This window comes from Rhizobium sp. Leaf371 (assembly GCF_001424045.1).
In the GTDB taxonomy this organism is placed as follows: Bacteria; Pseudomonadota; Alphaproteobacteria; order Rhizobiales; family Rhizobiaceae; genus Ferranicluibacter.
This window is the reverse complement of record NZ_LMQB01000002.1, coordinates 135,642-159,084: the sequence shown is the minus strand read 5'-3', so window position 1 is coordinate 159,084 and position 23,443 is coordinate 135,642. Positions and strand designations below refer to the sequence as shown.

Below are 23,443 nucleotides of genomic sequence, written 5' to 3'. Positions count from 1 at the left end.
GCCAGCGTCTTCGGCGACGCCAAGATGACGACCGCGCTGCTCGACCGGCTTACTCACCACTGCCACATCCTGGAAACGGGAAATGACAGCTTTCGCTTCAAGAACAGCTCAGCCCATGAGCCGAAAACAACCAAGGAGAAACGCAGGAACTTGACCACTACGACCAACACGAACGATACCTAAGGCGGGTCACTTCTCGGTGGAAATGCCGGGTCAGCTCTCAGTGGAAATCAACANAAACAACCAAGGAGAAACGCAGGAACTTGACCACTACGACCAACACGAACGATACCTAAGGCGGGTCACTTCTCGGTGGAAATGCCGGGTCAGCTCTCAGTGGAAATCAACAAGCCGATTTCACGACCGCCAGATACCCTTCCTCGAGCGTCTTGCGGGCAAGAGGCTTGCTCCTCAGATCGCGGTTGGAATCGACGATATCGCGGGCCGAAAGGTGATCCGGCCTGTCCTTTGCATTGCTCGGCCAGAATTTCAGAAATTCGATGAATGCCTGCAGGTCTGTCGCTGTATAGGTATCCACGGGATGATCGCCGATCAGTTCGACAAACAGGTTCAGACGGCTTTCCGCCGTTTCGATGTCGTTGTTCCTCCCCAACTTCGACGCCCGCCGAGCCGCGAGGTACTCGGACGCGACCGCGCTGAACAGAACTTTCGTCGATGGCGGTCTATCGGCGGAACGGCGATCAAGCATAAAGGCGGGGACAACGTCGGCACTAATCAGGCGCTTCTTCCTGCCGCCTGTAGGTGTAATGATTACGGACTCCGAGGTCGTCGCATCCGGCAGCGACGGTAACGGAACAGTTAAGAGCTTTGTTGAGGTATACAGCTGCTCCGGGACAGGCGTAGGAGGAACGGCTTTGTCCATATTTTCCAATATGGCTGGCGACGAGCATCTCCGCGTTGTCGGCAATTATCTCGTCGTACGGCTGTCCAGCTTGCTTGGCCGAAACCTGCTGACCGATGCGAACGAGACCGCGCATCAGTTCCAGCCCCTTGGCTTCCCCAGGAGTGGGCGGGCGGGCGGGCTTGTCCAGATCGAACAGACCACCCTTCAGAATCAGGGTGGCAAATTCGAATGGCCAGTCATCGGCCGCGATGTCCTCGGCGAACAAGCCACTCCACATACTCGAAAGATCGAATCCCGTCGGGTCGTCCATTCTTTTCTCGATCTCCCTAAACGCGTTGCGGGCCAGCGCAGCAAGCGCGTCGGCCATCTCTCTGGCTTTCTGATGCGAAATGGCGCCGATGCTCACTCGAATCGGGCGTGAGCCAGCACCGCCGCCGATGCGTTTCGGCAATCTGATCTGAAAAAGGTAGATGCCGCCGCTTCTGACCAGATAGAGCCCGGAGGATCGCTTTTTAAGCTTGCGATTCCGTTTCTTCGCGGAAATGATTTCCGCGTCCGGCGATACATCGGACTGTACATGGAGCGATACAATGCGCGATACATTCATGACTGAACTTCCCTTTTGAGGGCAGACGGTCAGAAATTCGCGAAGAAACTCAAGGGCTTGCGGGTAATTGGGGAAGAGTGACCCAAATTATGGCGGAGAGGGTGGGATTTGAACCCACGATGCCCTTGCAGGCATGCCGCATTTCGAGTGCGGTGCATTCGACCACTCTGCCACCTCTCCGCGGGGTCAGAAGGCGCTTTGGAAGCGCGAGGCGGTTCATAGCGGCAGTTCGGGGGGATGGCAAGAGGGAGAAAGGCTTGAATGGGAAGGATTTCAGGGCTTTTACCTTGACAGTTTTCTAAAGTTCGCGTAACGGGCGCATCTGAAGTGGTGCGAACTCCGTGATGGGGTTGCGGCGTCACGTCATCCGGATGTCCGAGAGGGTATTCGCTTCGTCGGCCGGGGAGAACCTTCCCTTGGCCATTCCGACTGATAAAAAGACGGCCGTTCATGACCGGTTTCCGAGCATTCGGAACCTGTTGGGACAGAGCCGGACCGAACAGACAAGGACAAGACATGTTCGCAGTCATCAAGACCGGCGGTAAGCAGTACCGCGTAGCCGCAAACGACGTCATCACCATCGAAAAGCTGGATGGCGCCGAGGGCGACAAGATCGAATTCACCGAGATCCTGATGGTCGGCGTCGGCGCCGACGCCACGATCGGCCTTCCCTTCGTCGAAGGCGCGATCGTCAGCGCGGAAGTTGTCGGCCATGGCCGCGCCAAGAAGGTCATCGCCTTCAAGAAGCGCCGTCGCCAGAACTCCAAGCGCACGCGCGGCCATCGCCAGCACCAGACGACTGTCCGTATCCTGGACATCGCAGGCGCCAAGTAAGATCGATCGAAGGTTTAAAGGAGAAGACCCATGGCACACAAAAAAGCTGGCGGTTCGTCGCGTAACGGTCGCGATTCGGAATCCAAGCGCCTTGGCGTGAAGAAGTTCGGCGGCGAAGCCGTCATTCCAGGCAACATCATCCTGCGCCAGCGCGGGACGAAGTGGCATCCGGGCGCCAATGTCGGCCTCGGCAAGGACCACACCATTTTCTCGCTGACGACAGGCAATGTGGACTTCCGCACGAAGGCCAATGGCCGCGTGTACGTCTCGGTCATGCCGAAAGCAGAAGCAGCGGAATAAGCCGGTAGCGCTCTAAAACAGCCGGCGTCTCATCGACCCGGCTGGCCGTTTCAGGTTCAGACCACGACAAAGGGGAGATGGGGCAAGACCCAACTCCCCTTTTTCACGTCTGGAGGACGAGACATGCAGAGCGAACTGTTACGGGAAGACCCGCTGAGGTTTCCCGACGAGCGGCCGAGGCCGCAACGGTCAAGGACCGATTGCCCGATATTGTTGTCACCACGGCTCGTCCTGCGCGCGCCCCATGAAGACGATATCGACGCCCTTGCCCATCTTGCCAACAACGCCAACATCGCCACCATGGTTTCGCGCATGCCGCATCCCTACACGGTGGCGGATGCCGCGGATTTCGTGCGACGCACGAATGCCGGCACGATTGGCAAGTGCGTCTATGCCATCACCAAAGCGGACACGGGCGCCTTTCTCGGGTGCTGCGGTGTCGAGCCGCACGAGGATGGGCGCACCGCCGAGCTCGGCTACTGGCTGGGTGAGCCGCACTGGAACAAGGGCTATGCGACCGAAGCCGCCCAGGCGCTGATCGACATGGCTTTCCGCACGCGCGACATCGCCCAGCTGGATGCCCGCTGCCGGGTGATGAACGTCGCTTCGCGGCGGGTCATCCAGAAGTGCGGGTTCCAGTATCAGGGCGGCGGCATGGTCGGCAGCCTGGCACTGGGCGGAATGGTTCCGGTCGAGTGGTTCCGGCTGGATCGCAAGACCTGGATCTCGCTCAGAAGCTGGGGAGGCGGACGATGACGCTCGACCTTGACAGGCCAGCACGGTTGAAGCCCGAGATCTCGGGCGCAAGGAGCCTGACCTCGGGAGCCTTGCCACCCTGCCCGGTCATCCGGACACCGCGTCTGATCCTGCGGCCGCATGCCCTGTCCGATGCGGCGGCGATCACCGCTTCGCTCTGCGACTTCGGCGTCGCGCGCATGCTCATGCGTGTGCCCCAGCCCTATCATCTGGACGATGCGCGGGAGTGGCTGGAAACGCAGGCCAATGCCGGCACCGCCTGGAACGCGGCGATCACCGAAAAGGGCGATGTCCATATCGGCATGGTCTCGATCGAGAGACTGGCGAACGGCTGGCACCTCGGTTACTGGCTGAACCGGCAGGCCTGGGGCCGCGGCATCATGAGCGAAGCTGCCACTGCCCTCATCGAGACGTTCTTCCGGCAGCGGCCCGACTGCGTCCTGTTGTCCGGCGTCTTTGCCGACAACACGGCTTCGCTGAAGGTTCAGGCCAAGCTCGGTTTCGCGATCACGGGCATCTCGGATGTCTATGTCCCGGCGCGGGGCGGGGCGGTCAACCGGATCGAGACACGCCTCACGCGGGACGGGTTCGTCCCCGCGATATAAGGATCTTGCAGGCGGCTTTAGCCTTGCGGCCGGAGCCGCCTGCATGAAGGATTTCTTTGACCTGTCCGGGCCGCGCCTATATCGATGGCGGCATTTCCGGCAGTAACCACGAACGGTACGACGATGAAATTTCTTGATGAGGCCAAGGTCTATATCCGCTCCGGCGACGGGGGTGCCGGCGCGGTCTCTTTCCGGCGCGAGAAGTTCATCGAGTTCGGCGGTCCCGACGGCGGCGACGGCGGACGGGGCGGCGATGTCTGGGTCGAGGCGGTCAACGGTCTGAATACACTGATCGACTTCCGCTTTCAGCAGCATTTCAAGGCCGGCACGGGCATCCACGGCATGGGCCGCAACCGCACGGGCGCGGGCGGCGATCATGTCACGTTGAAAGTGCCGGTCGGCACGCAGATCTTCGAACAAGACGGCGAAACGCTGATCATCGACATGATCACCGAGGGCCAGCGCTTCCGCATCGCGGCCGGCGGCAATGGCGGTTTCGGCAATGCGCATTTCAAATCGGCCACCAACCAGGCGCCGAGCTGGGCCAATCCGGGGCTCGAGGGCGAGGAAAAGACCATCTGGCTGCGGCTGAAGCTGATCGCCGATGCAGGGCTCGTCGGATTGCCGAACGCCGGCAAGTCCACCTTCCTCGCCACCTGCACGCGCGCGCGGCCGAAGATCGCGAACTACCCCTTCACCACGCTGCACCCGAACCTCGGCGTTGCCACGATCGATGGGCGCGAATTCATTCTCGCGGATATTCCCGGCCTGATCGAAGGCGCGCATGAAGGCGTCGGCCTCGGCGACCGTTTCCTCGGCCATGTCGAGCGCACGCGCGTTCTGCTTCACCTCGTCTCCGGGCAGGAAGAGGATGTGGCCAAGGCCTACAAGACCGTGAAGCGCGAGCTGCAGGCCTATGGTGGCGAGCTGACGGACAAGGTGGAGATCGTTGCCCTGTCACAGGTCGATACGCTTGACCCGACGGAGCTGAAGGCAAAGCAGAAGGCGCTGGCGAAGGCCTCGGGCAAAACACCCTTCCTGCTCTCGGCCATCGTCGGCACGGGCATGACGGAAACCTTGCGCGCTTTGCGCGATATCATCGTGACCGCCCAGACGGCGGGCATCGACGAATTCGGGAGCGACGACTGATGCGTGCTGCCCGCAAGCCGCTTTCGACCTATCGGCGGATTGTCATCAAGATCGGATCGGCGCTGCTGGTCGATGGCGCGCGCGGGCTGAAGACGACATGGCTCGACGCCATCTGCGCCGATATTGCGGCGCTGAAAGCAAAGGGCGTCGATGTTCTCGTGGTCTCCTCGGGCGCCATTGCGCTCGGCCGCTCGGTGCTGAAGCTGCCGGCCGGCGCTCTCAAGCTGGAGGAGAGCCAGGCGGCGGCGGCGGTCGGGCAGATCGCGCTGGCACGGGCCTGGTCGGAAAGCCTGTCGCGGGATGCAATCATCGCCGGGCAGGTTCTGCTGACGCTCGGCGACACCGAAGAGCGCCGACGGTATCTGAACGCCCGCGCGACGATGAAGCAGCTCCTGAAAATGGGCGCCATCCCCATCATCAACGAGAACGACACGGTCGCCACCAGCGAAATCCGCTATGGCGACAACGACCGGCTGGCCGCGCGCGTCGCCACCATGATCGGCGCGGACCTGCTCGTCCTGCTTTCCGATATCGACGGCCTCTACACGGCGCCGCCGCATCTCGACCCGCAGGCAGCGTTTCTCGAGATCATCCCGTCAATTACGCCCGAAATCGAGGCGATGGCCGGCGGTGCCGCCTCTGAACTCTCGCGGGGCGGCATGCGCACGAAGATCGATGCCGGCAAGATGGCGACCGGCGCCGGCTGCGCGATGATCATCGCTTCGGGCAAGGTCGATCATCCTTTGAGCGCTCTTGCCGAAGGCGCGCGCTCCTCGTGGTTTGCACCGTCCACCACGCCCGTGACGGCCCGCAAGACATGGATCGCCGGGCAATTGCTGCCCTCCGGCAGCCTTGCCATCGATACAGGCGCGGAAACGGCCTTGCGTTCCGGCAAGAGCCTGCTGCCGGCCGGCGTGCGCGACGTCACCGGCTCCTTCAGTCGCGGCGATACGATCGCGATCCTCAGTGGGAACGGGCGCGAGATCGCCCGCGGCCTTGCCGGCTACGACGCCGACGAAACGCGGCAGATCGCAGGCCGGAAATCGGGAGAAATCGCGGCAATCCTCGGCTATGCCGGTCGTGCCGCGATGGTGCATCGTGACGATCTCGTCATGACCGGCGCGCTGCAGGAAAGCACGACGCCGGGGTCGGAAACGCAGATGGAGACGAAGAGGAGCGACATCCATGCTTGACGATCCCCGCAAGCGCGAAATCCAGGACCTGATGGCGACCATCGGCCGGCAGGCCAAGGCTTCGGCCCGGCCGCTCGCCATGGCGCTGCCGGCGCAGAAGACCGCAGCCCTGATGGCCATGGCGGAGGCGATCGTCAAGCGGACGGCCGAGATCCTCTCGGCCAATGCGCTCGATCTGGAAAATGCGCGGGAAACCGGCGTTGCCGCCGCCTTCATCGACAGGCTGACGCTGAGCGAAGAGCGCGTGGCGAGCATGGCGAGCGCCATTCGCGATATCGCCGCTCTGCCGGATCCGGTTGGCGACGTCATCGCCGAGTGGGACAGGCCGAACGGCCTGCGCATCCAGCGCGTCCGCACGCCGCTCGGCGTCATCGGTGTCATCTATGAAAGCCGGCCGAACGTGACGGCGGATGCGGGTGCGCTGTGCCTGAAGGCCGGCAATCCGGTGATCCTGCGCGGCGGCTCCGACAGCCTCCATTCCTCGCAGGCGATCCACGCCTGCCTGCTGGAGGGTCTGGCTTCGGCCGGCCTTCCCGAGCATGCGATCCAGATGGTTCCGGTCGCCGACCGCGCCGCCGTCGGCGCCATGCTCACCGGGCTGAACGGTGCGATCGACGTGATCGTGCCGCGCGGCGGCAAGAGCCTCGTCGCCCGCGTCCAGAACGAGGCCCGCGTGCCCGTCTTCGCGCATCTGGAAGGCTTGTGCCATGTCTATGTCGATGCATCGGCGGATCTCGACATGGCGCGCGACATCATCGTCAACGCCAAGATGCGCCGCACCGGCGTCTGCGGCTCGGCGGAGACGCTGCTGATCGACACGGCCGGTGCTGCACGCTTCGTCGCGCCGCTGGTTGCCGCGCTGCAGGCCGCCGGCTGCGAAGTGCGCGGCGACGACGCGGTTCGGGCCATCGTCCCCGGCCTGATCGCTGCCACGGAGGAGGACTGGGCGACCGAATATCTCGATGCCATCATCGCGGTGCGGATGGTCGAGGGCATTTCCGGCGCGATCGAGCATATCGCTCTCTGGTCGTCCTCCCACACGGAGGCCGTCATCGCCGAGAACCCCGAGGTGGTCGGCCGCTTCTTCACCGAGATCGATAGCGCCATTCTCCTGCACAATGCCTCGACCCAGTTTGCCGACGGCGGCGAATTCGGCATGGGCGGCGAGATCGGCATTTCCACCGGCAAGATGCATGCGCGCGGACCTGTGGGCGTCGAGCAGCTGACCTCCTTCCAGTATCGCGTGCACGGCACCGGACAGGTTCGGCCTTAGGTGACGGGAAACGCAGGCGTCGCCGACCGCTATCTGCGAATGCCGCATGTCGAGCCGGGCATGACCGTCGGCCTGTTCGGCGGCTCGTTCAACCCGCCGCATGACGGGCACGTGCTGGTGGCCGATATTGCCCTGCGTCGGCTGAGGCTCGACCAGCTGTGGTGGATGGTGACGCCGGGCAACCCGCTGAAGAGCCGGCGCGAACTGGCGTCGCTCGCCGATCGCATCGCGCTGAGCGAAGCCATCACGGAAAGCCCGCGCATCAAGGTGACAGCGTTCGAGCAGACGCTCGGGCAGAGCTACACCGCACGGACGCTCGAAAAGATCCGCGCCCGAAATCCGGCCATCCACTTCGTCTGGGTCATGGGCGCCGACAATCTGAAAACCTTCGATCGCTGGCAGCGCTGGCAGGAGATTGCCCGCAGCGTGCCCATCGCCGTCGTCGATCGCCCAGGCGCGACCCTTGCCTATCTTTCCTCGAAGATGGCGCAAACCTTCGACTACGCCCGCGTCGACGAGGAGGATGCGGCCCTTCTGGCCCGGCGCCCGGCGCCGGCCTGGACTTTCCTCCACGGCCCGCGATCGCCCTTGAGTTCGAGTGCCTTGCGGGCGGCCAAGCCTGTGCGGGGCTGACGATCTTTTCGCGGGCGTCTTGAAACCTTAAGGCTTTGATGACTACATTTATCGAGGTCGCCGTCCGACAAGCGGCTGCCCGGCGCAAGATGTGCCGAACGTGCATGTTCTGGTCATTGGGAAAGGAAAAACTCTGACAACAGTACACGCCAAGGGAAATGTCACCCGCATCTTCCCGAAAAGCACGGAACGTGGCGACGATGCCGCCGACCGGGCACTTCAACTGGTCCTCGCCAGCCTCGAGGACTCAAAGGCAGAAGATATTGTCACGATCAACATTGCCGGAAAATCGGCGCTGGGCGACTACATGGTTGTGGTCTCCGGGCGATCGAGCCGCCATGTTGCAGCGATCTCCGATCACTTGGTATCCGACATGAAGGACGAAGGCTTGGGGTCCCCCCGGGTCGAAGGCCTGGAGACGGCCGACTGGGTGCTGATCGACGCCGGCGATATCATCATCCATGTGTTCCGTCCCGAAATCCGCGAATTCTACAACATCGAGCGGATGTGGGCGGCGCCCGAAATGGATGACGGCACGCGCCACTGAACCTCGACGCCGATCCTTGACATCAAGGCTTCGACGAACCCATGACGCGTGCGTCGAAGGGTGCAGCAGATGCACGGCCGTCTTGAAATGCGGCTGACATGCATCATACGGACGAGGGCCGACACGGAGACGGTTGGCCAAGACATTGCTGTGCCGGAGGCCAGAGGGTGAAAATCGGACTTTTTGCTGTCGGGCGCCTGAAAGCCGGCCCGGAGAAGGATCTTGCGGCGCGCTATCTCGATCGCTTCGCCAAGGCCGGCCCGGCGATCGGGCTCGAGGCCGGGCGAATGACGGAGATCGCCGAAAGCCGCGCCTCCTCCAGCGAGACGCGCAAGCGCGAGGAAGGTGCCCAGCTGTTGAAGTCGCTGCCGGAGGCGGGTCTTCTCATTCTGCTGGACGAGCGCGGCAAACACCTGGACTCCCCTGCCTTGGCCGACCTCATCGGCGGATTTCGCGATCAGGGGAAGCGCGACATGACGATCGCGATCGGTGGAGCGGACGGTCTCGACCCTGATCTGCACGCCCGTGCGGACGCCGTCATCTGCCTCGGCCGCCTGACCTGGCCCCACCAGCTCGTCCGCATTCTCATTGCAGAACAGCTCTACCGCGCTGTTACCATCCTCTCCGGACATCCCTACCACCGCGTCTGAGCAACGCGCCGCCGCGCCATCAAGCTTGCGTCATCATGCCTTTGGCCATGCGTGCGCCGCATTTGTGACAAAAGGCTTTGACCATCTTTGAGGGCAAGCTTCGGGCAAGGCGGACGACGGCAGATGGCGGGATGATCAGCAACCGGCAGACGAGACGCGAAAAGGTCGAGGCAGGCGACCGGATGAACCCGCGTGCCCACCGCCTCGGACAAGCGCTTCTTTTCTCGGTAGCGCTCACGTCCTTCGGTTCGCTGGATCTGCCGGCGCAGGCGCAGGAGGCCGAGCGCGGTGATCGTCCGGCCGCAGCCGCGCCCGAGGACCCCGCCGCCGCCCTCTCCCAGAGACGCAACAATACCCGCATCGAACTGGACGCTCTGTCGAAGACCATCAGCGTCTCGGAAGAGCGCGCGCGCGCGCTCCAGACCGAGATCGCGGACATCGAGAAGACCAACGAGTCCCTGCGCCAGGCACTGGTGGAGTCCGCCGGCAAGCGCCGGACGCTCGAGCAACAGATTGCGGATGGCGAGACCAAGCTTGCCGATCTGCGCGTTCGCGAAGACACCGTCCACCAGTCGCTCAAGGCGCGGCGCGGGGTGCTGGCAGAAGTTCTCGCCGCCCTCCAGCGGATGGGCCGCAATCCGCCGCCTGCACTTCTGGTCACGCCGGAAGACGCCCTCGGCTCCGTTCGTAGCGCCATCCTTCTCGGCGCCGTCGTGCCGGGCATCCGTCACGAAACGGAAAGCCTTGCTGCCGATCTGCAGGCTCTTGCCGGCCTGCGCTCCGATATCGTGACCCAGAAGCAGGCGCTCGGCAACGACATGACCGCCCGGCTTGAGGAAGAGCGGCGGATGAACATGCTGGTGGCCGAGAAAGAAAAGCTCAAGAGCAGCAACACGACGGAACTGGCCGCCGAACGGCGCAAGGCGGAGCAGCTGGCCTCCCAGGCAACGAGCCTTCAGAGCCTGATCGGCTCGCTCGAAAGCGAGATCGGCTCGGTGCGGGCTGCGGCCGACGCGGCACGCGCGGAGGAAGAAGCCCGCTCCCGCCTGTCGGAGGCCGAACGCGAGGCGGCACGCGAGTTGGCCCGCAACGCGGTGCCTGACAAAAACCGTATTGCCCCGGCATACGAATTTTCCGAGTTGCAGAAGAAACTCGCCTTCCCCGTCGCAGGCTCGGTCCTGCGCCGCTACGGCGAGGACGACGGCACCGGGCATTCCTCGCAAGGCATGATGCTGCGCACCGAAGCCGGCGCGCTGGTAACCGCCCCGGCGGATGGATGGGTGATGTTCTCCGGCGCGTTCCGCAGCTACGGACAGATGATCATTCTCAATCCGGGTGACGGCTATCTTGTTGTTTTGTCTGGGATGGAGACGGTCGCTGTCCAGCCTGGCCAGTTTGTCGTTGCCGGCGAACCCCTTGGCCAGATGGGCGCGAAAAGAGTAGCGAGTGCTGCGGCTTTGGCGCTGGAAACAGATCGACCAACGCTTTACATTGAATTCAGAAAAGACGGTAAACCGGTTGATTCTCGACCATGGTGGACCGCCTCGGACACCGGAAAGGTACGAAATGATTCGTAGGGCTTCTCTAGTTCTGGTTGGGGCGTTGATGGGCGCGACGGCGATGAGCGTCGTCTACTCTGCGGTCGTTCCGGCCGTTGCGGCCAATCCGTCGACCTATCGCGAACTGTCGATTTTCGGCGACGTCTTCGAGCGCGTCCGCGCGCAGTACGTCACGCCGCCGCAGGACGACAAGCTGATCGAGAATGCCATCAACGGCATGCTCTCGTCGCTCGATCCGCATTCGAGTTACATGAATGCCACCGACGCGGAAGACATGCGCACCCAGACCAAGGGTGAATTCGGCGGTCTCGGCATCGAAGTCACGATGGAAGACGAGCTGGTCAAGGTCACGAGCCCGATCGACGATACGCCCGCCGCCAAGGCCGGTGTCCTCGCCGGCGACTTCATTTCCAAGATCGACGGCCAGGACGTTCGCGGTCTGAAGCTGGAAGAAGCCGTCGACAAGATGCGCGGTGCGGTCGGCAAGCCGATCAAGCTCACCATCCTGCGCAAGGGCGCCGACAAGCCGATCGAACTGACGATCGTGCGCGACGTCATCGCGGTCCGCGCCGTCAAGTCGCGTGTCGAAGGCGATGTCGGCTATGTCCGTGTCATCTCGTTCACGGAAAAGACCTATGACGACCTGAAGAACGCGATCGAGAAGATCAAGAAGGACGTGCCCGCCGACAAGCTCAAGGGTTACGTGCTGGATCTGCGCCTGAACCCGGGCGGTCTGCTTGATCAGGCGATCAACGTCTCCGACGCCTTCCTCGAGCGCGGCGAAGTCGTCTCCACCCGGGGCCGCAACGCGGACGAAACCCGTCGCTTCAACGCCACGCCGGGCGATCTGACCGACGGCAAGCCGGTCATCGTTCTCGTCAATGGCGGTTCGGCGTCCGCATCGGAAATCGTCGCCGGCGCTCTCCAGGACCTGAAGCGTGCAACGGTTCTCGGCACGCGCTCCTTCGGCAAGGGCTCCGTCCAGACGATCATCCCGCTCGGCGAGGCCGGTGCGCTTCGCCTGACGACGGCGCTCTATTACACACCGTCGGGCAAATCGATCCAGGGCACCGGCATCTCGCCGGATATCAAGGTCGAGCAGCCGCTTCCGCCGGAACTTCTCGGCAAGGTCGAGAACACCAGCGAATCGAGCCTGCGCGGTCATATCCAGGGCCAGAACGAGACGCAGGAGGGCTCCGGCTCGGTTGCTTATGTCCCGCCGGAACCCAAGGACGACATCCAGCTGAACTATGCGCTGGACCTGCTGCGCGGCAAGAAGAGCGACCCGAGCTTCCCGGCCAACCCGCAGAAGGCCGAGCTCGCGCCGTAAAGGCCGAGCGGCTGTCGCACGTGTTTGCAAACGCCGTCCGGCTCCCCGGGCGGCGTTTTTGCATGTCGGGCGTCGGCGACGCACAAGCTTGGCACGGTATAAAGGTCGCTGGACCCTTACCGAACGGTCATGACGCCAACTGTGTGATCACAGGCGTGCCAGAGCGAATCGGGGTGAGGGCGCGCTGATAAACTTGCTGCGGCATCCCAAAGCGGGAAGCACCAGCCACCTGTGCAGGACGACTTTGGGGACGGATCTCAACGCACCGCTTGGCCAGAACAGGCGACCGGCAAAGACCAAGGCGCGGCTGCGCAAGGGCCCGGCAGCGCTTGGCCTGTTCGCGGCCGCCATTGCCGGGGTGACCGCCTTTGCGCTGATGTCGCCTTCGGGGCTTCTCCCCCCGGCGCCGGTGCCGGTCCAGACCGATATCGCCGTTGCGCCATCCGGTGGACCATCCGGGAAAGGCCAGCCGGATCTGGCGAAAGCCGGCTCCGAGCCGGGGCGCGCAACACCGCCCTCCGGCGGTGCAACCGTCAATCGGACGCTCCTGAGCGATGGCAATGTCGTCACAACCTATTCGCCTGGCCAGCGCGGCAAGGACGGCCCCGCCATTATCGAGGTCGGGCCGGTCCGGGGACAGGATCCGCGGATGGCGGCACAGCCGAACGATCTTCTGCTGGAAGAGGCTTCGGAGGGGCGCCTCCCTGTCATCGGCCCGGATGGACTGCGTCCGATGGATCAATATGCCCGGCCCTGGTCGGGCGCGCGCGGTACGCGGATCGCTCTCGTGATCGGTGGCTTGGGACTGAGCCAGACGGGCACGCAGAATGCCATCCGCAGTCTTCCCCCGGCAACGACGCTCGCATTTGCCGCCTCCGGCAACAGTCTCCAGCGCTGGATGCAGGAGGCGCGGCGAGCGGGCCACGAGATCCTGATACAGGTGCCGTTCGAGCCTTTCGACTATCCGACGAACAATCCCGGGCCGCAAACGCTTTTGGTCGGCGCCGGCGCGCAGCAAAATCTGGCGCAACTGCGCGACGCGCTCGGCAAAATCACGAACTATACCGGTGTCATGAACTTCCTCGGCGGCCGCTTTCTGTCCGATGCGGGTGCGCTGGAACCCGTGATGCGCGATCTCGGGCGACGCGGTCTGCTGTTCCTGGATGACGGCACCTCGGCGCAATCGCTGACATCGACGCTCGGCGATGCTCTCGAAGTGCCCTATGCGTTCGGCGATGTCGTGGTCGATACGCAGCTTGACCGCACCGCCATCCTGCGCAAGCTCGACGATCTCGAGCGGATTGCGCGGCGTAACGGCACCGCGATCGGCACGGCGTCCGCCTTCGATGAAAGCGTTTCGGCCATTGCACAATGGATGGAGGAGGCGGAGAAACGGGGCATCGAATTCGTCGGCGTCTCCGCGCTGGTGAAGGAAACGAAGCGAAACTGAACCGACCCCCGTGCGCGCTGCCAGACAGCCGCCAAGTGTTTCGAGGATAGATGATGAGCAAGACCGGCAAGAACCCGCCTCTGCGCGCCGAAGATCTCCCCTATCGGCCCTGCGTCGGCATCATGGTGTTGAACGAACAGGGTCTCGTCTGGGCCGGGCGGCGCATCCCTCTGGGGAATTCCGAATATGACGGATCGGGCCAGCTCTGGCAGATGCCGCAAGGCGGCATCGACAAGGGCGAAGACCCGCTGGAGGCGGCCAAGCGCGAGCTTTACGAGGAAACCGGCATGCGCAGCGTGTCGCTGCTGATGGAAGCGCCGGACTGGATCAACTACGATCTGCCGACGCATCTGATCGGCATCGGCCTGAAGGGGAAATTTCGGGGGCAGACCCAGCGCTGGTTTGCCTTCCGCTTCCATGGCGACGACAGCGAGATCGCCATCAACCCGCCGCCCGGCGGACATGAAGCGGAATTCGAGGAGTGGGCTTGGAAGCCGATGACGGACCTGCCCGATCTCATCGTGCCGTTCAAGCGCGCCGTCTACGACACGGTGGTCGCCACATTCGCGCATCTGGGAACGGAAACGGCCAGGAAGCCCTGAGCGGGCGGAGAGGGCCGGGACCTACAGGCCTGTCTCTGGCGTGAAGGAGATGCGGCGCGTTGAACGCCGCATCCCTGGCGATATCCTGTGTCAGGCGTCTTCGCTGCCGACTTCGGCCTTGTCGGCGGAGGCAGCATTCAGCTGGCCGTATTTCTCGGCACCGATCGTATTGAACAGCTGCAGCTGCGTTTCGAGGAAGTCGATATGGCCTTCCTCATCTATCAGCAATTGTTCGAACAGCTTCATGGTGACGTAGTCGCCAGCCGCGTGACAGATGTCGCGCGATTCCTTGTAGGAGGCGCGGGCGTCGTATTCGCCGGCAAGATCCGCCTCGAGCACTTCCTTGACGTTCTGCCCGATGCGCAGCGCACCGACGGTCTGCAGGTTTGGATGGCCGTCGAGGAAGATGATGCGCGCGATAATCTTGTCGGCGTGATGCATTTCCTCGATGGATTCGGCCCGTTCCTTCTTGGCCAGGAGCGTGTAGCCCCAGTCCTCGAGCAGCCGGAAGTGCAGCCAGTACTGGTTGACCGCTCCCAGTTCGAGATAGAGGGCTTCGTTAAGCCGCTCTATGACCTTTGTGTCGCCTTTCAAGATCCGCTCTCCTGTTTTCTTCATGGAAATTTTTGAGACGGGTCATGAAATCAAATATTTGGTCATCCGTCGAGTGCCGCAGGGCATGATAGCGCTCGGTGGTTCGGATAATCAGATCCACGACATTCGGGAAGCAGCCGCAGCAACGACCGCGCTTCTCCATGGCGTGATACACTTTCGCAGGCACGATCAGCTGCCAACAGTCCTCGTCGAGAAGGGCGGTGATCGTGTCCTCGATCTCCTTTTCGGAGATGAAATTGCAACTGCAGACCAGCATGGCGTCTTGCCCGTTTTCGCATCCTCGCTGAGGCAGCAGTAAACAAACAAGATAATTGGTGTCAAGAAAAAACCCCGTGAGGAAAGGTTGCTTAGTTTAGAACAATTCCAAAGAGATAGGTCAGTAGAACCGGAAGCCGGATATCCGCCCGGAGGTGGGTACCGGTGAATACCAGCCCGATGCGCGACGGCGTCCCTGCGAGGAGGGACACCGGGCGAAATCCATCCGGAGGCTTTGCCCAGGACGGTCGCGCCCGGACGACGGCAGCCGATCGAGCGACGTCCGCCTCATCTGGCCGACGGGACATGTCCCCGAATGTGTCAGGCGTCTCGAAAACGAACATCGTCCCGCTCTGGGCGACGTCAGCGGCGATATGCGCGCCCCTGATATTTTTTGTGGACGCCCGATTTCTCTTATCCCGGCGCAGACCAAAGCGCGGCCCTTAGTGAAAATTCCGACCCTTCGGCATAACCTGCGCCGTGTCCATCAGGCCGGATTTGAGTCGCGCCTCGCGACGGGCCTGCTCGCGCAGGGCCTGATCCCTCGCATTCCCCTTTTGTCGCTGGTCGACCGTCGGGCGCAGCACCTCGTCGGCCCGTTCGTTGACGGCAAAGCGCCGGGCCTCGCCCTTCAGGAGACCGAGAGCCTCCGTCATGTCTTCCAGCCTTTCCGCGACGACATGAATGACGCCGTTCTGACTTTGCAGACGTCCGGTGACCTTGACCAGCCTTGCCCCCATGACGACGGCACGGAACGTTTCGAAGACGGCCTTCCAGACGATGATGTTGGCGACGCCCGTCTCGTCCTCCAGCGTCATGAAGATCACGCCCTTGGCGGAGCCCGGCCGCTGCCGCACGAGAACGAGGCCGGCCACCGTGACCCGACGTCCGGGACGCAAGGACGCAAGGCCACGGCTCGCCACCACGCCGTCCCGCGCAAAGGCCTCCCGCATGAAGGAGACCGGATGCGCCTTCAGCGAGAGCGACAGGGCCCTGTAATCGTTCACCACCTCCTCGCCGGCCGGCATGGTCGGCAGGCGCATGGCAGGATCGGCCCTAAGGTCCACCTCCCCGGCTGCGGCAAACAGCGGCAGGCGTTCGGCCGGCGCCTTTTCGTCAAGTGCCTTGATCTCCCAGAGCGCCCGGCGGCGACCGATCCCGATCGAGCCGAACGCATCGGCATCCGCGAGCCGCTCCAGCACGCTGCGTGTCAGCCCGGACCGCAGCCAGAGATCGTAGATCGAGACATATCCCTCGCCGCGGTTTGCAACCAGGCGCGCCATGTCGCCTTCCCGCAGACCCTTCACCAGCCGGAAGCCGAGGCGGACGGCATATTGGGTCAGGATGACGGTGCGCATGTCGCGGTGGCGCGGATCGATCGACCTTGGGTCGAAATCGGGTCGTGCGGCCGTCCGATCGTTTGATCCGTGCGGTCCGTCGCCCTCCAGGATCGTTTCCCAGCCGGAGAGATTGATATCGACGGCGCGGATCTGCACGCCATGCTCCCGCGCGTCGCGCACCAGCTGCGCCGGTGCATAGAACCCCATCGGCTGGGCATTGAGCAGCGCGGCGCAGAAGATGTCGGGATAGAAGGTCTTGAACCAGCACGAGGCGTAGACGAGGAGAGCGAAAGAGGCGGCATGGCTTTCGGGAAAGCCGTATTCGCCGAAACCCTTGATCTGGTTGAAGCAGCGCACGGCGAAGTCGCGGTTGTAACCATTATCGACCATGCCCTCGATCATCTTGGTCTCGAAATTCGCGACCAGCCCGGATCGGCGAAAAGTGGCCATGGCGCGACGCAACTGGTCGGCTTCGGCCGCCGTGAACCGCGCCGCCGTCATGGCGATCTGCATCGCCTGCTCCTGAAACAGGGGCACACCGAGCGTCCGCTGCAGCACGGCCTTCAGCTCAAGGCTTTCATAGGGGATCGCCTCGCCCCGCAGCTTTGCCTCCCGGCGCTTGAGATAGGGATGCACCATGTCGCCCTGGATGGGGCCCGGCCGCACGATCGCCACCTCGATGACGAGATCGTAGAACGCCCGCGGCCGAAGCCGTGGCAGCATGCTCATCTGCGCCCGGCTCTCGATCTGGAACACCCCGACCGTATCGGCCCGGCAGATCATGTCGTAGACCGGGTTGTCGTCGTTCGCATAATCGTGCTCGGTATCATAGACCTGCGAGAGCAGCATCTGCTTGCCGTAATGGGTCTCCAGCATGCAGAACGCCTTGGCGAGACAGGTGAGCATGCCGAGTGCGAGAACGTCGACCTTGAGGATCTTCAGCGTGTCGAGATCGTCCTTGTTCCACTCGATCATGTAGCGGCCGGGCATGGCCGTCGGCATGATCGGCACCACCTCGTCGAGCCGGTCTTTCGTAATAACGAAGCCGCCGACATGCTGGGACAGATGCCGTGGCATGTCCATCAGCCGCCCGGCATAGGTGAACATGCGCATGACGGTCGGGTCCGTCAGATCCAGCCCGGCGGCCTTTGCCTGCTCGTCGGTGAAGGATGATGTCCACCAGCCCCAGATGGAGGCGGCGAGCGCCGTCTGCACATCCTCGGAAAAGCCGAACACCTTGGCCACCTCGCGCCCGGCCGAGCGCGCACGATAGCTGATGGCAGCCGCCGCGATGCCGGCATGCTCCTTGGTATAGGTGTCATAGATGAACTGGATCACCTCTTCACGCCGGGCGTGCTCGAAATCGATGTCGATATCCGGCGGCTCGTCGCGGTCCATCGACAGAAAGCGGTCGAAGAGCAGGGTGAACTTGACCGGATCGACCTCCGTCACATGAAGGCAATAGCAGACGGACGAGTTGGCCGCAGACCCGCGCCCCTGGCAGAGAATGCCTTTGGATCGTGCAAAGGTCACCAGCCGGTGGACGGTCAGAAAATAAGGCTCGTATTGCTTCTTGCGGATGAGATCGAGCTCGTAGGCGATCTTGGTTTCCACCGCTTCCGACACGCCGTGCGGATATCGCCGTGCCGCCCCTTCCCGCACCAGCCGCTCGAGCGTCTGCGCCGACGTCTCGCCCGGGCCGGCCTCGTCGGGATAATTGTGCTTCAGTTCATCGAGCGTAAAATCGAGCGTCCGGAAAAAGCGCTCGGTATTGGCGACCGCTTGCGGATAACGACGGAAGATACGGGCCGTCTCGCCCGGCGCCTTGAGAAATCGCTCGGCATTGGCCTGCAGCCGGAAGCCGGCCTGCGCGATCGTCACATGCTCGCGGATGGCCGTCATGACGTCCGCCAGCGGTCGGCTGTCCGGAGCATGGTAGAGCACGTCGTTCGTGGCGATGAGGCGCACATCCGTGCGGTCGGCGAGCGCCGCGAGGGCTGCGAAATCCTGCGCATCGAACCCGTCATAGCGCGGCGTCATGCCGAGAAAGAGCCGGTTCTTCATGCGCGGCTGCAATGTTTTCAGGGTCTCGCCGAGCACCCTCCAGTCATCGCTCGCACGAGACGCATCGTCGGGGCGGACGTCTGTCCCCCCTCCATCGGGTTGATCGCTGTGCATCCCTTGGACATTGGTCGAGCCGGCATGGAGGGCCTCTCCGGACGCGCTTCCACCGGCACACCCTTTCATCACGATCACCTGCAGATGCTCCTGCCATGCAAGGAGATCGGACAGGAAGAGCGTGCAGGTGCCCTTGTCGTCGGCACGCAGGTTGCCGGCGCTCAGCAACCGGCAGAGATGGGCCCATCCCTGCCGGTTGCGCGGATAGGCGAGCATATCCGGCGAACCATCGGCAAAGACGAGGCGTGCGCCCGGCTGGAAAGGAAATTTTTCCTCTTTCGCCTCCGCATGAACCCGCACGACGCCCGACAGCGTGTTGCGATCGGCGATCCCGAGCCCTTTGAGACCGATCCGCTTGGCCGTGACCACCATCTCCTTGGCGCCCGAGGCACCGCGCAGGAAGGAGAAATTGGTACAGGCGCCCAGCTCGAAAAAGGCCGGAGGCGGGGCCTTGGGTGGCCTCTCCCCTGCCCCGACCGGACCCCTTCCAGGCTCGCGGGTCATGCAAAAATACCGTGCATGAACCAGTCGGGATGCATCCGCTCGCGCTGGAAGAGGCCGTTGCGGAACATCCAGAACCGGCGCCCCGTCTCGTCCTCGATGCGGAAATAGTCGCGCGTCGGCGCATCCTCGCCGTCGATCCACCATTCCGCAGCAATACGCTCCGGCCCTTCCGCCCGGGCGACACGGTAGGCGGTTCGCCGCCAGAAGAACCGTTCCGGTGCACCGTCTGGAACGTCGGCAGCCGGGACCTCCACCCGTTCCGGGTGGGTCAGAAGCCGCAGGGGGCGCACGGGCACGACCGGCCATTCCTCCGCCTGCACGCGTCTGGCTGCCGGAAACGCGCCATCGCTCGCCGGCTGAAGGCTTGCCGCCCGCTCGGGAATATGGCTTGCCGCGAGAACGGCGATCGACAACACGTCATCTCCGAAGCGGGCAACGACGCGATCGGTGAAATCGGCAAGCGCCCGGCTCTGGTCCGGTCGTCCGGAAAAATCGTCCTGAACGGAGGAGATCGGCTCGGCCTTGAGCACGCAGAGCCGCAAGATCTCGAAACCATAGCCGGCATCGAGATCGTCGTGCACCGCAGCCAGCCGCTCCCGATAGAGCGATGCGATGCGCTTTGGATCGCGCAACGGAGACGACGTGCCGGCGAGCAGTCGGAACACCTTGCCGTCGACGCGGAAAAGCAGAAGTTCGAACTGGCGCCCGCCCTCTCCCCGCTCCTCCAGCCGGGTCTTCAGCCCGCCGGCCAGTTGCAGCGCCAGGCCGAGAATGTCGTCCTCGCCCGAAACCGGAGAGATCAGCCGGCGCTCGACCGAAAGCTCGGCCACAGGCCGGCGCGGAGACAGCGGCTCGTCGTCGAGCCCGAGCGCCTGGTCGAGCCGGAGGAAGACGAGCGGCCCGAAGCGGCGGGCAAGGGCGGCCCTCGGCGCCTCCATGAGATCTCCGATATGCGTCAGCCCCAGCCGGATCAGCGTATCCGTCACCGCCTGCGGCAATCGCAGCGCCATCACGGGCAGCGGTCCGAGCGCCACGGCCTCCTCCCCCGCTTCGATGACGTCATTGCCGGAAAACCGGGCGAGCGCCCAGGCCAGACCCGGCGACGCCGCAATCGCTCCGCGCGCTTCGACGCCGAGCTGGAAAAGGCGCGACAGGACATCGTCGAGCAGCGCTTTTTCTCCGCCATGCAGATGCGTACAGCCGGTGATGTCGAGCGCCAGGCCGTCGGCACCCGCATAGGCGACCAGCGGCGTGTAGCGATCGCACCAGTCGGCAAGCCCAGAGAGAAAGCTCTGGTCGGCGGCGGGATCGGCCGGCAGCACGTCGAGCGTCGGATGCATGGCGCGGGCTTCGGCCACGCCCTGCCCCCGCTTCAGCCGCAGGCGCTCGGCCAGGCCGTCGAGCGCCACGATCCGCATGGCATTCTCGACCTTGTCGGAGAACACCACCGGCGGGTGATCAGGACGCCCGTTTGTAAGCCACGACGCGCCCCAGCGCCGGCGTGCCACCCGGTCGGCCGACAGATGCGGGAAGGACAGCGACAGGATCCGCTGCGTTTGCCGGAAGAGGGACGGCGACGGAATCGAGAGGGTAGAACCGGCGCGCATGGGAACTCCATTCAAGATAGGCATCGACAGGGGAAAAGGCCCGTGTCTTCTCGGCAATCACGTGAAAGGCAGGATGCCCGATGCCGGTCGAAAGCATCGTGCCATCGGGCAGCATGAACGGGGCCGCGGGCGCAGGACGCACAAGAAGGCGCAGATGCGCGCTGCTCGTCTCCTCCTCGCCTGCCTGGCGCAGCAGAAGGATCGGAACGCCGCTGCCCATCGACCGCAGCTGCAGCCGCCGACTTTCGACAAGACCGAGACGTGCCGGATTGCCGCGGATCTCCAGAATGACGGCGGAGAAGACGGAAAAGCCGAGCGCCGCCTCGGCAATCCACAACGCCTGCTGAAGGTTGCGCGGCCGCGAGAAAAGGGCGGCACGAAGATCGATGCCGAGAAGCGACAGACCGACCCCGTAGGGTTCGCCCGCTTCCTGTCCCGCCATCGGCTCGGAGATCCAGAGGATGGGGCCGAGCTCGCCTTGCGCCTTGCGCCGTGCCTGACAAAGGGCGGCAAGCCCGAGCGTGAACCCTGTGGCAGCACCGGCATCGCGCGTTTCCGCCACACGGATCTCGCTCAAACCCTTGAGCGGCAGGCCGCCGGACATGGCATGATCGAGCGCGGGAACGCCAAGCGGCAGAACGTCGTCCTGCAGGGTCGAAAAACGGCCGGACGCGGAAAACCCGGCGTGTTCGCCCTCGGTCTTCAAGGTGGGAAGACAGGAACCGGAGGGCCTGTCTCGTTCCAATCGGGCAATGGCATCGCGCAGGGCGAGCACCGTCTCCCGCGGCACAGCGTTTTCAGCCATGGCAGTCAGCTCCTATCCGTTCTTGCTATGTTCTTATTGATTCCAGAGCTTCAAAAAAGAGTCAACGCAGTTGGGAAAAGATTCCGTAGATTCTGCACAATCGCCTGCCGGTGCGAAATGCTTCTCGAAATGAACCGGGAAATGTCTATATAAACGAGACAAGGAGTATCCATGGCCCGGATTGACCAAAGCGACGATTGGCGTGAGCGCCATGCGCCGACCATCAGCACGTTCGAGTCCCTGACACTGGAGGCCTATGGGCATCTTCCAGAGGAATTCCGGCTGCTGGCCACCGATCTGATCATCGACATCAAGGATTTTCCGGATGACGACGTGTTCGAAGACATGGCGCTGGAAACGCCGTTCGACCTGCTGGGTCTGTTCGAGGGCCGCGGCATCGGCGAGCGTTTCACCATGGAAACCGGCACGATGCCGAACCGGATCACGCTCTACCGCCGGCCCATCCTCGATTACTGGGCCGAAAACGATGAAACGCTGGGCGACATCATCACCCATGTGCTGATCCACGAGATCGGTCACCATTTTGGGCTGTCGGACGACGATATGGAGCGCATCGAGGCCAGCGTGGAGCATGTCGGCGGGTGATGAACCCGCCGCATGATGTGTGAACCGCGCTGTCGCCTATTGCTCGGACAGCTTCATATCCGGCACGTAGTCCTTGCCCGCGACCTCTTTCACCACGGCCTGACCGCACTGCATGACCTGCGCATCCGCGTTGAAGGTATAGGTCGGCGATCCGTGCAGATCCCAGCCCTGATTCAGCGCGGCCGTCACCTTGTGGCAGAAGCTTGCATCGTCGGGACCGGTGAGAAAGCGGTAGAGTTTCATGTCGGCGTTCCTTTGCTTTTGATAGCCTCGATCTTGGCAAGGCAGGCGAGCGCCTCTTCCAGATGCAGGACCTCGACCATCTTGCCCTTGTGGACGATGACCGATCGGCCCGCATTGTCGGGATGATCGAAAGCCGCAACGATCTCCCGGGCGTCCGCCTCGTCCGCGGCCGAAGGTGCGAAAGCGGCATTCGCCGCGGCGATCTGCTGCGGATGGATCAGCATCTTGCCGTCAAACCCCATATCGCGACCTACCGCGCATTCCTGCGCAAAACCTTCCGCATCGCGGATGTCGTTGAACACGGCGTCGAGAACATCGAGCCCGCTGCCGCGGGCCGCGAGAAGGATCTGCATGAGCCAGGACACGAGATAGGTGCGTCCGGGAAGCGCCGCAACGCCCGTCTCCTTGCGCAGATCGTTAAGGCCGGGAATGAGGCAATCGAGCCGTCCGCCGCGCGTGCGCCCCGTCTCGGCGATCGGCGCCACGTTAAGAACGCCCCTCGGGGTCTCGATCATCGCCCAAAGCCGCAGGTCCTCCGGTGCGTCCCCCTCGTCCAGCCCTTCGGCGATGTCGAGGATATCCCGCGGCCCATCCACCTTGGGCACGAGGATGGCATCGAACCGGCAGTTTGAGAGAGCGGCGAGATCCGCTTCGCCGAAACCGGAGGCAAGGCCATTGATCCGCACGATCCGCTCGATGCCCGGCGTCTCCTGCGCCAGATGGCGCACCAGTGCCGCGCGCGCGTCGGACTTCCGATCCGGAAGCACGGCATCTTCCAGATCGTAGATCACCGCATCGGGCGCAAGGCTGATAACCTTTGCAAGCGCACGGTCATTATCGGCCGGCACGCAGAGCACGGAACGGCGCAGGCGACGGGGATGGCGGTCGGACATAGATATCATGCCCTGTTGTGCCTTTCCCTTCCCGTCTGCGCAAG

Annotated in this window: 25 protein-coding genes and 1 tRNA gene; 16 read left to right on the top strand and 10 right to left on the bottom strand. The window is 63.5% G+C overall.

The features are described from left to right. A partial coding sequence (locus tag ASG39_RS05420; RefSeq protein WP_162242410.1) for an ATP-binding protein occupies positions 1-183 on the top strand: 183 nt, incomplete at its 5' end. Between the two features lie 160 nt (positions 184-343). Here ASG39_RS05420 and ASG39_RS05415 read toward each other — a convergent pair. The 3 genes from ASG39_RS05415 to ASG39_RS05405 all read right to left on the bottom strand — a co-directional run bounded on the left by ASG39_RS05415 (position 344) and on the right by ASG39_RS05405 (position 1,652). Then, positions 344-709 (bottom strand): hypothetical protein, encoded by a 366-nt coding sequence (locus tag ASG39_RS05415; RefSeq protein ID WP_156468031.1) that lies wholly within the window; start codon positions 707-709, stop codon positions 344-346. Between the two features lie 22 nt (positions 710-731). Beyond that, a complete protein-coding gene (locus ASG39_RS05410) occupies positions 732-1,472 on the bottom strand; it encodes a hypothetical protein (protein WP_062593676.1) in 741 nt (246 codons plus the stop codon). A 90-nt stretch (positions 1,473-1,562) separates the two neighbouring features. Continuing rightward, positions 1,563-1,652: transfer RNA gene (locus ASG39_RS05405), tRNA-Ser, on the bottom strand. Positions 1,653-1,988: 336 nt separating this feature from the next. Here ASG39_RS05405 and rplU point away from each other — a divergent pair. From rplU to ASG39_RS05335, 14 genes are all read left to right on the top strand, one after another. Beyond that, positions 1,989-2,306: a 50S ribosomal protein L21 gene (rplU, locus tag ASG39_RS05400; protein WP_062593674.1), complete on the top strand. Its 318-nt coding sequence runs from the start codon at positions 1,989-1,991 to the stop codon at positions 2,304-2,306. A gap of 30 nt (positions 2,307-2,336) precedes the next feature. Further along, complete coding sequence (gene rpmA / locus ASG39_RS05395; RefSeq protein WP_062477551.1) at positions 2,337-2,606, top strand: 50S ribosomal protein L27; 270 nt, start codon at positions 2,337-2,339, stop codon at positions 2,604-2,606. Positions 2,607-2,729: 123 nt separating this feature from the next. Continuing rightward, entirely contained in the window at positions 2,730-3,362 is a 633-nt protein-coding gene (locus tag ASG39_RS05390) for a GNAT family protein (protein WP_062593672.1), read from the top strand. Next, entirely contained in the window at positions 3,359-3,967 is a 609-nt protein-coding gene (locus ASG39_RS05385) for a GNAT family N-acetyltransferase (RefSeq protein WP_062593671.1), read from the top strand. The genes ASG39_RS05390 and ASG39_RS05385 overlap by 4 nt, the downstream gene beginning before the upstream one ends. A 123-nt stretch (positions 3,968-4,090) precedes the next feature. Next, the gene (gene obgE, locus ASG39_RS05380) at positions 4,091-5,116 is read left to right on the top strand and encodes a GTPase ObgE (RefSeq protein WP_062593669.1); all 1,026 of its coding nucleotides are present in this window, start codon (positions 4,091-4,093) and stop codon (positions 5,114-5,116) included. After that, a complete protein-coding gene (gene proB / locus ASG39_RS05375; RefSeq protein WP_062593667.1) occupies positions 5,116-6,309 on the top strand; it encodes a glutamate 5-kinase in 1,194 nt (397 codons plus the stop codon). The genes obgE and proB overlap by 1 nt, the downstream gene beginning before the upstream one ends. Further along, on the top strand, positions 6,302-7,582 hold the full coding sequence (locus tag ASG39_RS05370; RefSeq protein WP_062593666.1) for a glutamate-5-semialdehyde dehydrogenase: 1,281 nt from the start codon (positions 6,302-6,304) through the stop codon (positions 7,580-7,582). Before proB ends, ASG39_RS05370 begins: the two co-directional genes overlap by 8 nt. A gap of 39 nt (positions 7,583-7,621) precedes the next feature. After that, entirely contained in the window at positions 7,622-8,215 is a 594-nt protein-coding gene (locus tag ASG39_RS05365) for a nicotinate-nucleotide adenylyltransferase (protein ID WP_062593722.1), read from the top strand. Between the two features lie 100 nt (positions 8,216-8,315). Then, a complete protein-coding gene (gene rsfS / locus ASG39_RS05360) occupies positions 8,316-8,762 on the top strand; it encodes a ribosome silencing factor (RefSeq protein WP_062593720.1) in 447 nt (148 codons plus the stop codon). Between the two features lie 167 nt (positions 8,763-8,929). Beyond that, positions 8,930-9,412, top strand: coding sequence for a 23S rRNA (pseudouridine(1915)-N(3))-methyltransferase RlmH (gene rlmH, locus ASG39_RS05355; protein ID WP_062593664.1), 483 nt, complete (start codon positions 8,930-8,932; stop codon positions 9,410-9,412). A 131-nt stretch (positions 9,413-9,543) separates the two neighbouring features. Further along, the gene (locus ASG39_RS05350) at positions 9,544-10,989 is read left to right on the top strand and encodes a murein hydrolase activator EnvC (RefSeq protein ID WP_244481131.1); all 1,446 of its coding nucleotides are present in this window, start codon (positions 9,544-9,546) and stop codon (positions 10,987-10,989) included. Then, the gene (locus ASG39_RS05345; protein ID WP_062477523.1) at positions 10,979-12,301 is read left to right on the top strand and encodes a S41 family peptidase; all 1,323 of its coding nucleotides are present in this window, start codon (positions 10,979-10,981) and stop codon (positions 12,299-12,301) included. Before ASG39_RS05350 ends, ASG39_RS05345 begins: the two co-directional genes overlap by 11 nt. A 244-nt stretch (positions 12,302-12,545) precedes the next feature. Then, a complete protein-coding gene (locus ASG39_RS05340; protein WP_062593662.1) occupies positions 12,546-13,751 on the top strand; it encodes a divergent polysaccharide deacetylase family protein in 1,206 nt (401 codons plus the stop codon). 53 nt (positions 13,752-13,804) lie between these two features. After that, a complete protein-coding gene (locus ASG39_RS05335; RefSeq protein ID WP_062593660.1) occupies positions 13,805-14,353 on the top strand; it encodes an RNA pyrophosphohydrolase in 549 nt (182 codons plus the stop codon). A 90-nt stretch (positions 14,354-14,443) separates the two neighbouring features. Here the strand turns inward: ASG39_RS05335 and bfr are convergent, their stop codons facing one another. The 5 genes from bfr to ASG39_RS24400 all read right to left on the bottom strand — a co-directional run bounded on the left by bfr (position 14,444) and on the right by ASG39_RS24400 (position 21,657). Continuing rightward, on the bottom strand, positions 14,444-14,947 hold the full coding sequence (gene bfr / locus ASG39_RS05330; protein ID WP_062593659.1) for a bacterioferritin: 504 nt from the start codon (positions 14,945-14,947) through the stop codon (positions 14,444-14,446). Continuing rightward, positions 14,913-15,224 carry a (2Fe-2S)-binding protein gene (locus ASG39_RS23010; protein WP_082476961.1) on the bottom strand — a complete coding sequence of 104 codons (312 nt, stop codon included), beginning with the start codon at positions 15,222-15,224 and terminating at the stop codon, positions 14,913-14,915. Before ASG39_RS23010 ends, bfr begins: the two co-directional genes overlap by 35 nt. A 442-nt stretch (positions 15,225-15,666) precedes the next feature. Next, complete coding sequence (locus tag ASG39_RS05320; protein WP_082476960.1) at positions 15,667-19,245, bottom strand: error-prone DNA polymerase; 3,579 nt, start codon at positions 19,243-19,245, stop codon at positions 15,667-15,669. Beyond that, a complete protein-coding gene (locus ASG39_RS05315) occupies positions 19,242-20,753 on the bottom strand; it encodes a DNA polymerase Y family protein (RefSeq protein ID WP_244481133.1) in 1,512 nt (503 codons plus the stop codon). Before ASG39_RS05315 ends, ASG39_RS05320 begins: the two co-directional genes overlap by 4 nt. After that, positions 20,704-21,657 carry a hypothetical protein gene (locus ASG39_RS24400; RefSeq protein ID WP_062593650.1) on the bottom strand — a complete coding sequence of 318 codons (954 nt, stop codon included), beginning with the start codon at positions 21,655-21,657 and terminating at the stop codon, positions 20,704-20,706. Before ASG39_RS24400 ends, ASG39_RS05315 begins: the two co-directional genes overlap by 50 nt. Before the next feature lie 171 nt (positions 21,658-21,828). Between ASG39_RS24400 and ASG39_RS05305 the strand changes: the two genes are divergently transcribed. Beyond that, positions 21,829-22,263, top strand: coding sequence for a metallopeptidase family protein (locus tag ASG39_RS05305; protein ID WP_062593648.1), 435 nt, complete (start codon positions 21,829-21,831; stop codon positions 22,261-22,263). A gap of 36 nt (positions 22,264-22,299) precedes the next feature. Here ASG39_RS05305 and ASG39_RS05300 read toward each other — a convergent pair whose 3' ends face one another. Together ASG39_RS05300 and ASG39_RS05295 are read right to left on the bottom strand one after the other, a co-directional pair. Next, positions 22,300-22,506: a DUF1737 domain-containing protein gene (locus ASG39_RS05300; protein ID WP_062593645.1), complete on the bottom strand. Its 207-nt coding sequence runs from the start codon at positions 22,504-22,506 to the stop codon at positions 22,300-22,302. After that, on the bottom strand, positions 22,503-23,405 hold the full coding sequence (locus ASG39_RS05295; RefSeq protein WP_162242411.1) for a CoA ester lyase: 903 nt from the start codon (positions 23,403-23,405) through the stop codon (positions 22,503-22,505). Before ASG39_RS05295 ends, ASG39_RS05300 begins: the two co-directional genes overlap by 4 nt. Positions 23,406-23,443: the final 38 nt, after the last annotated feature.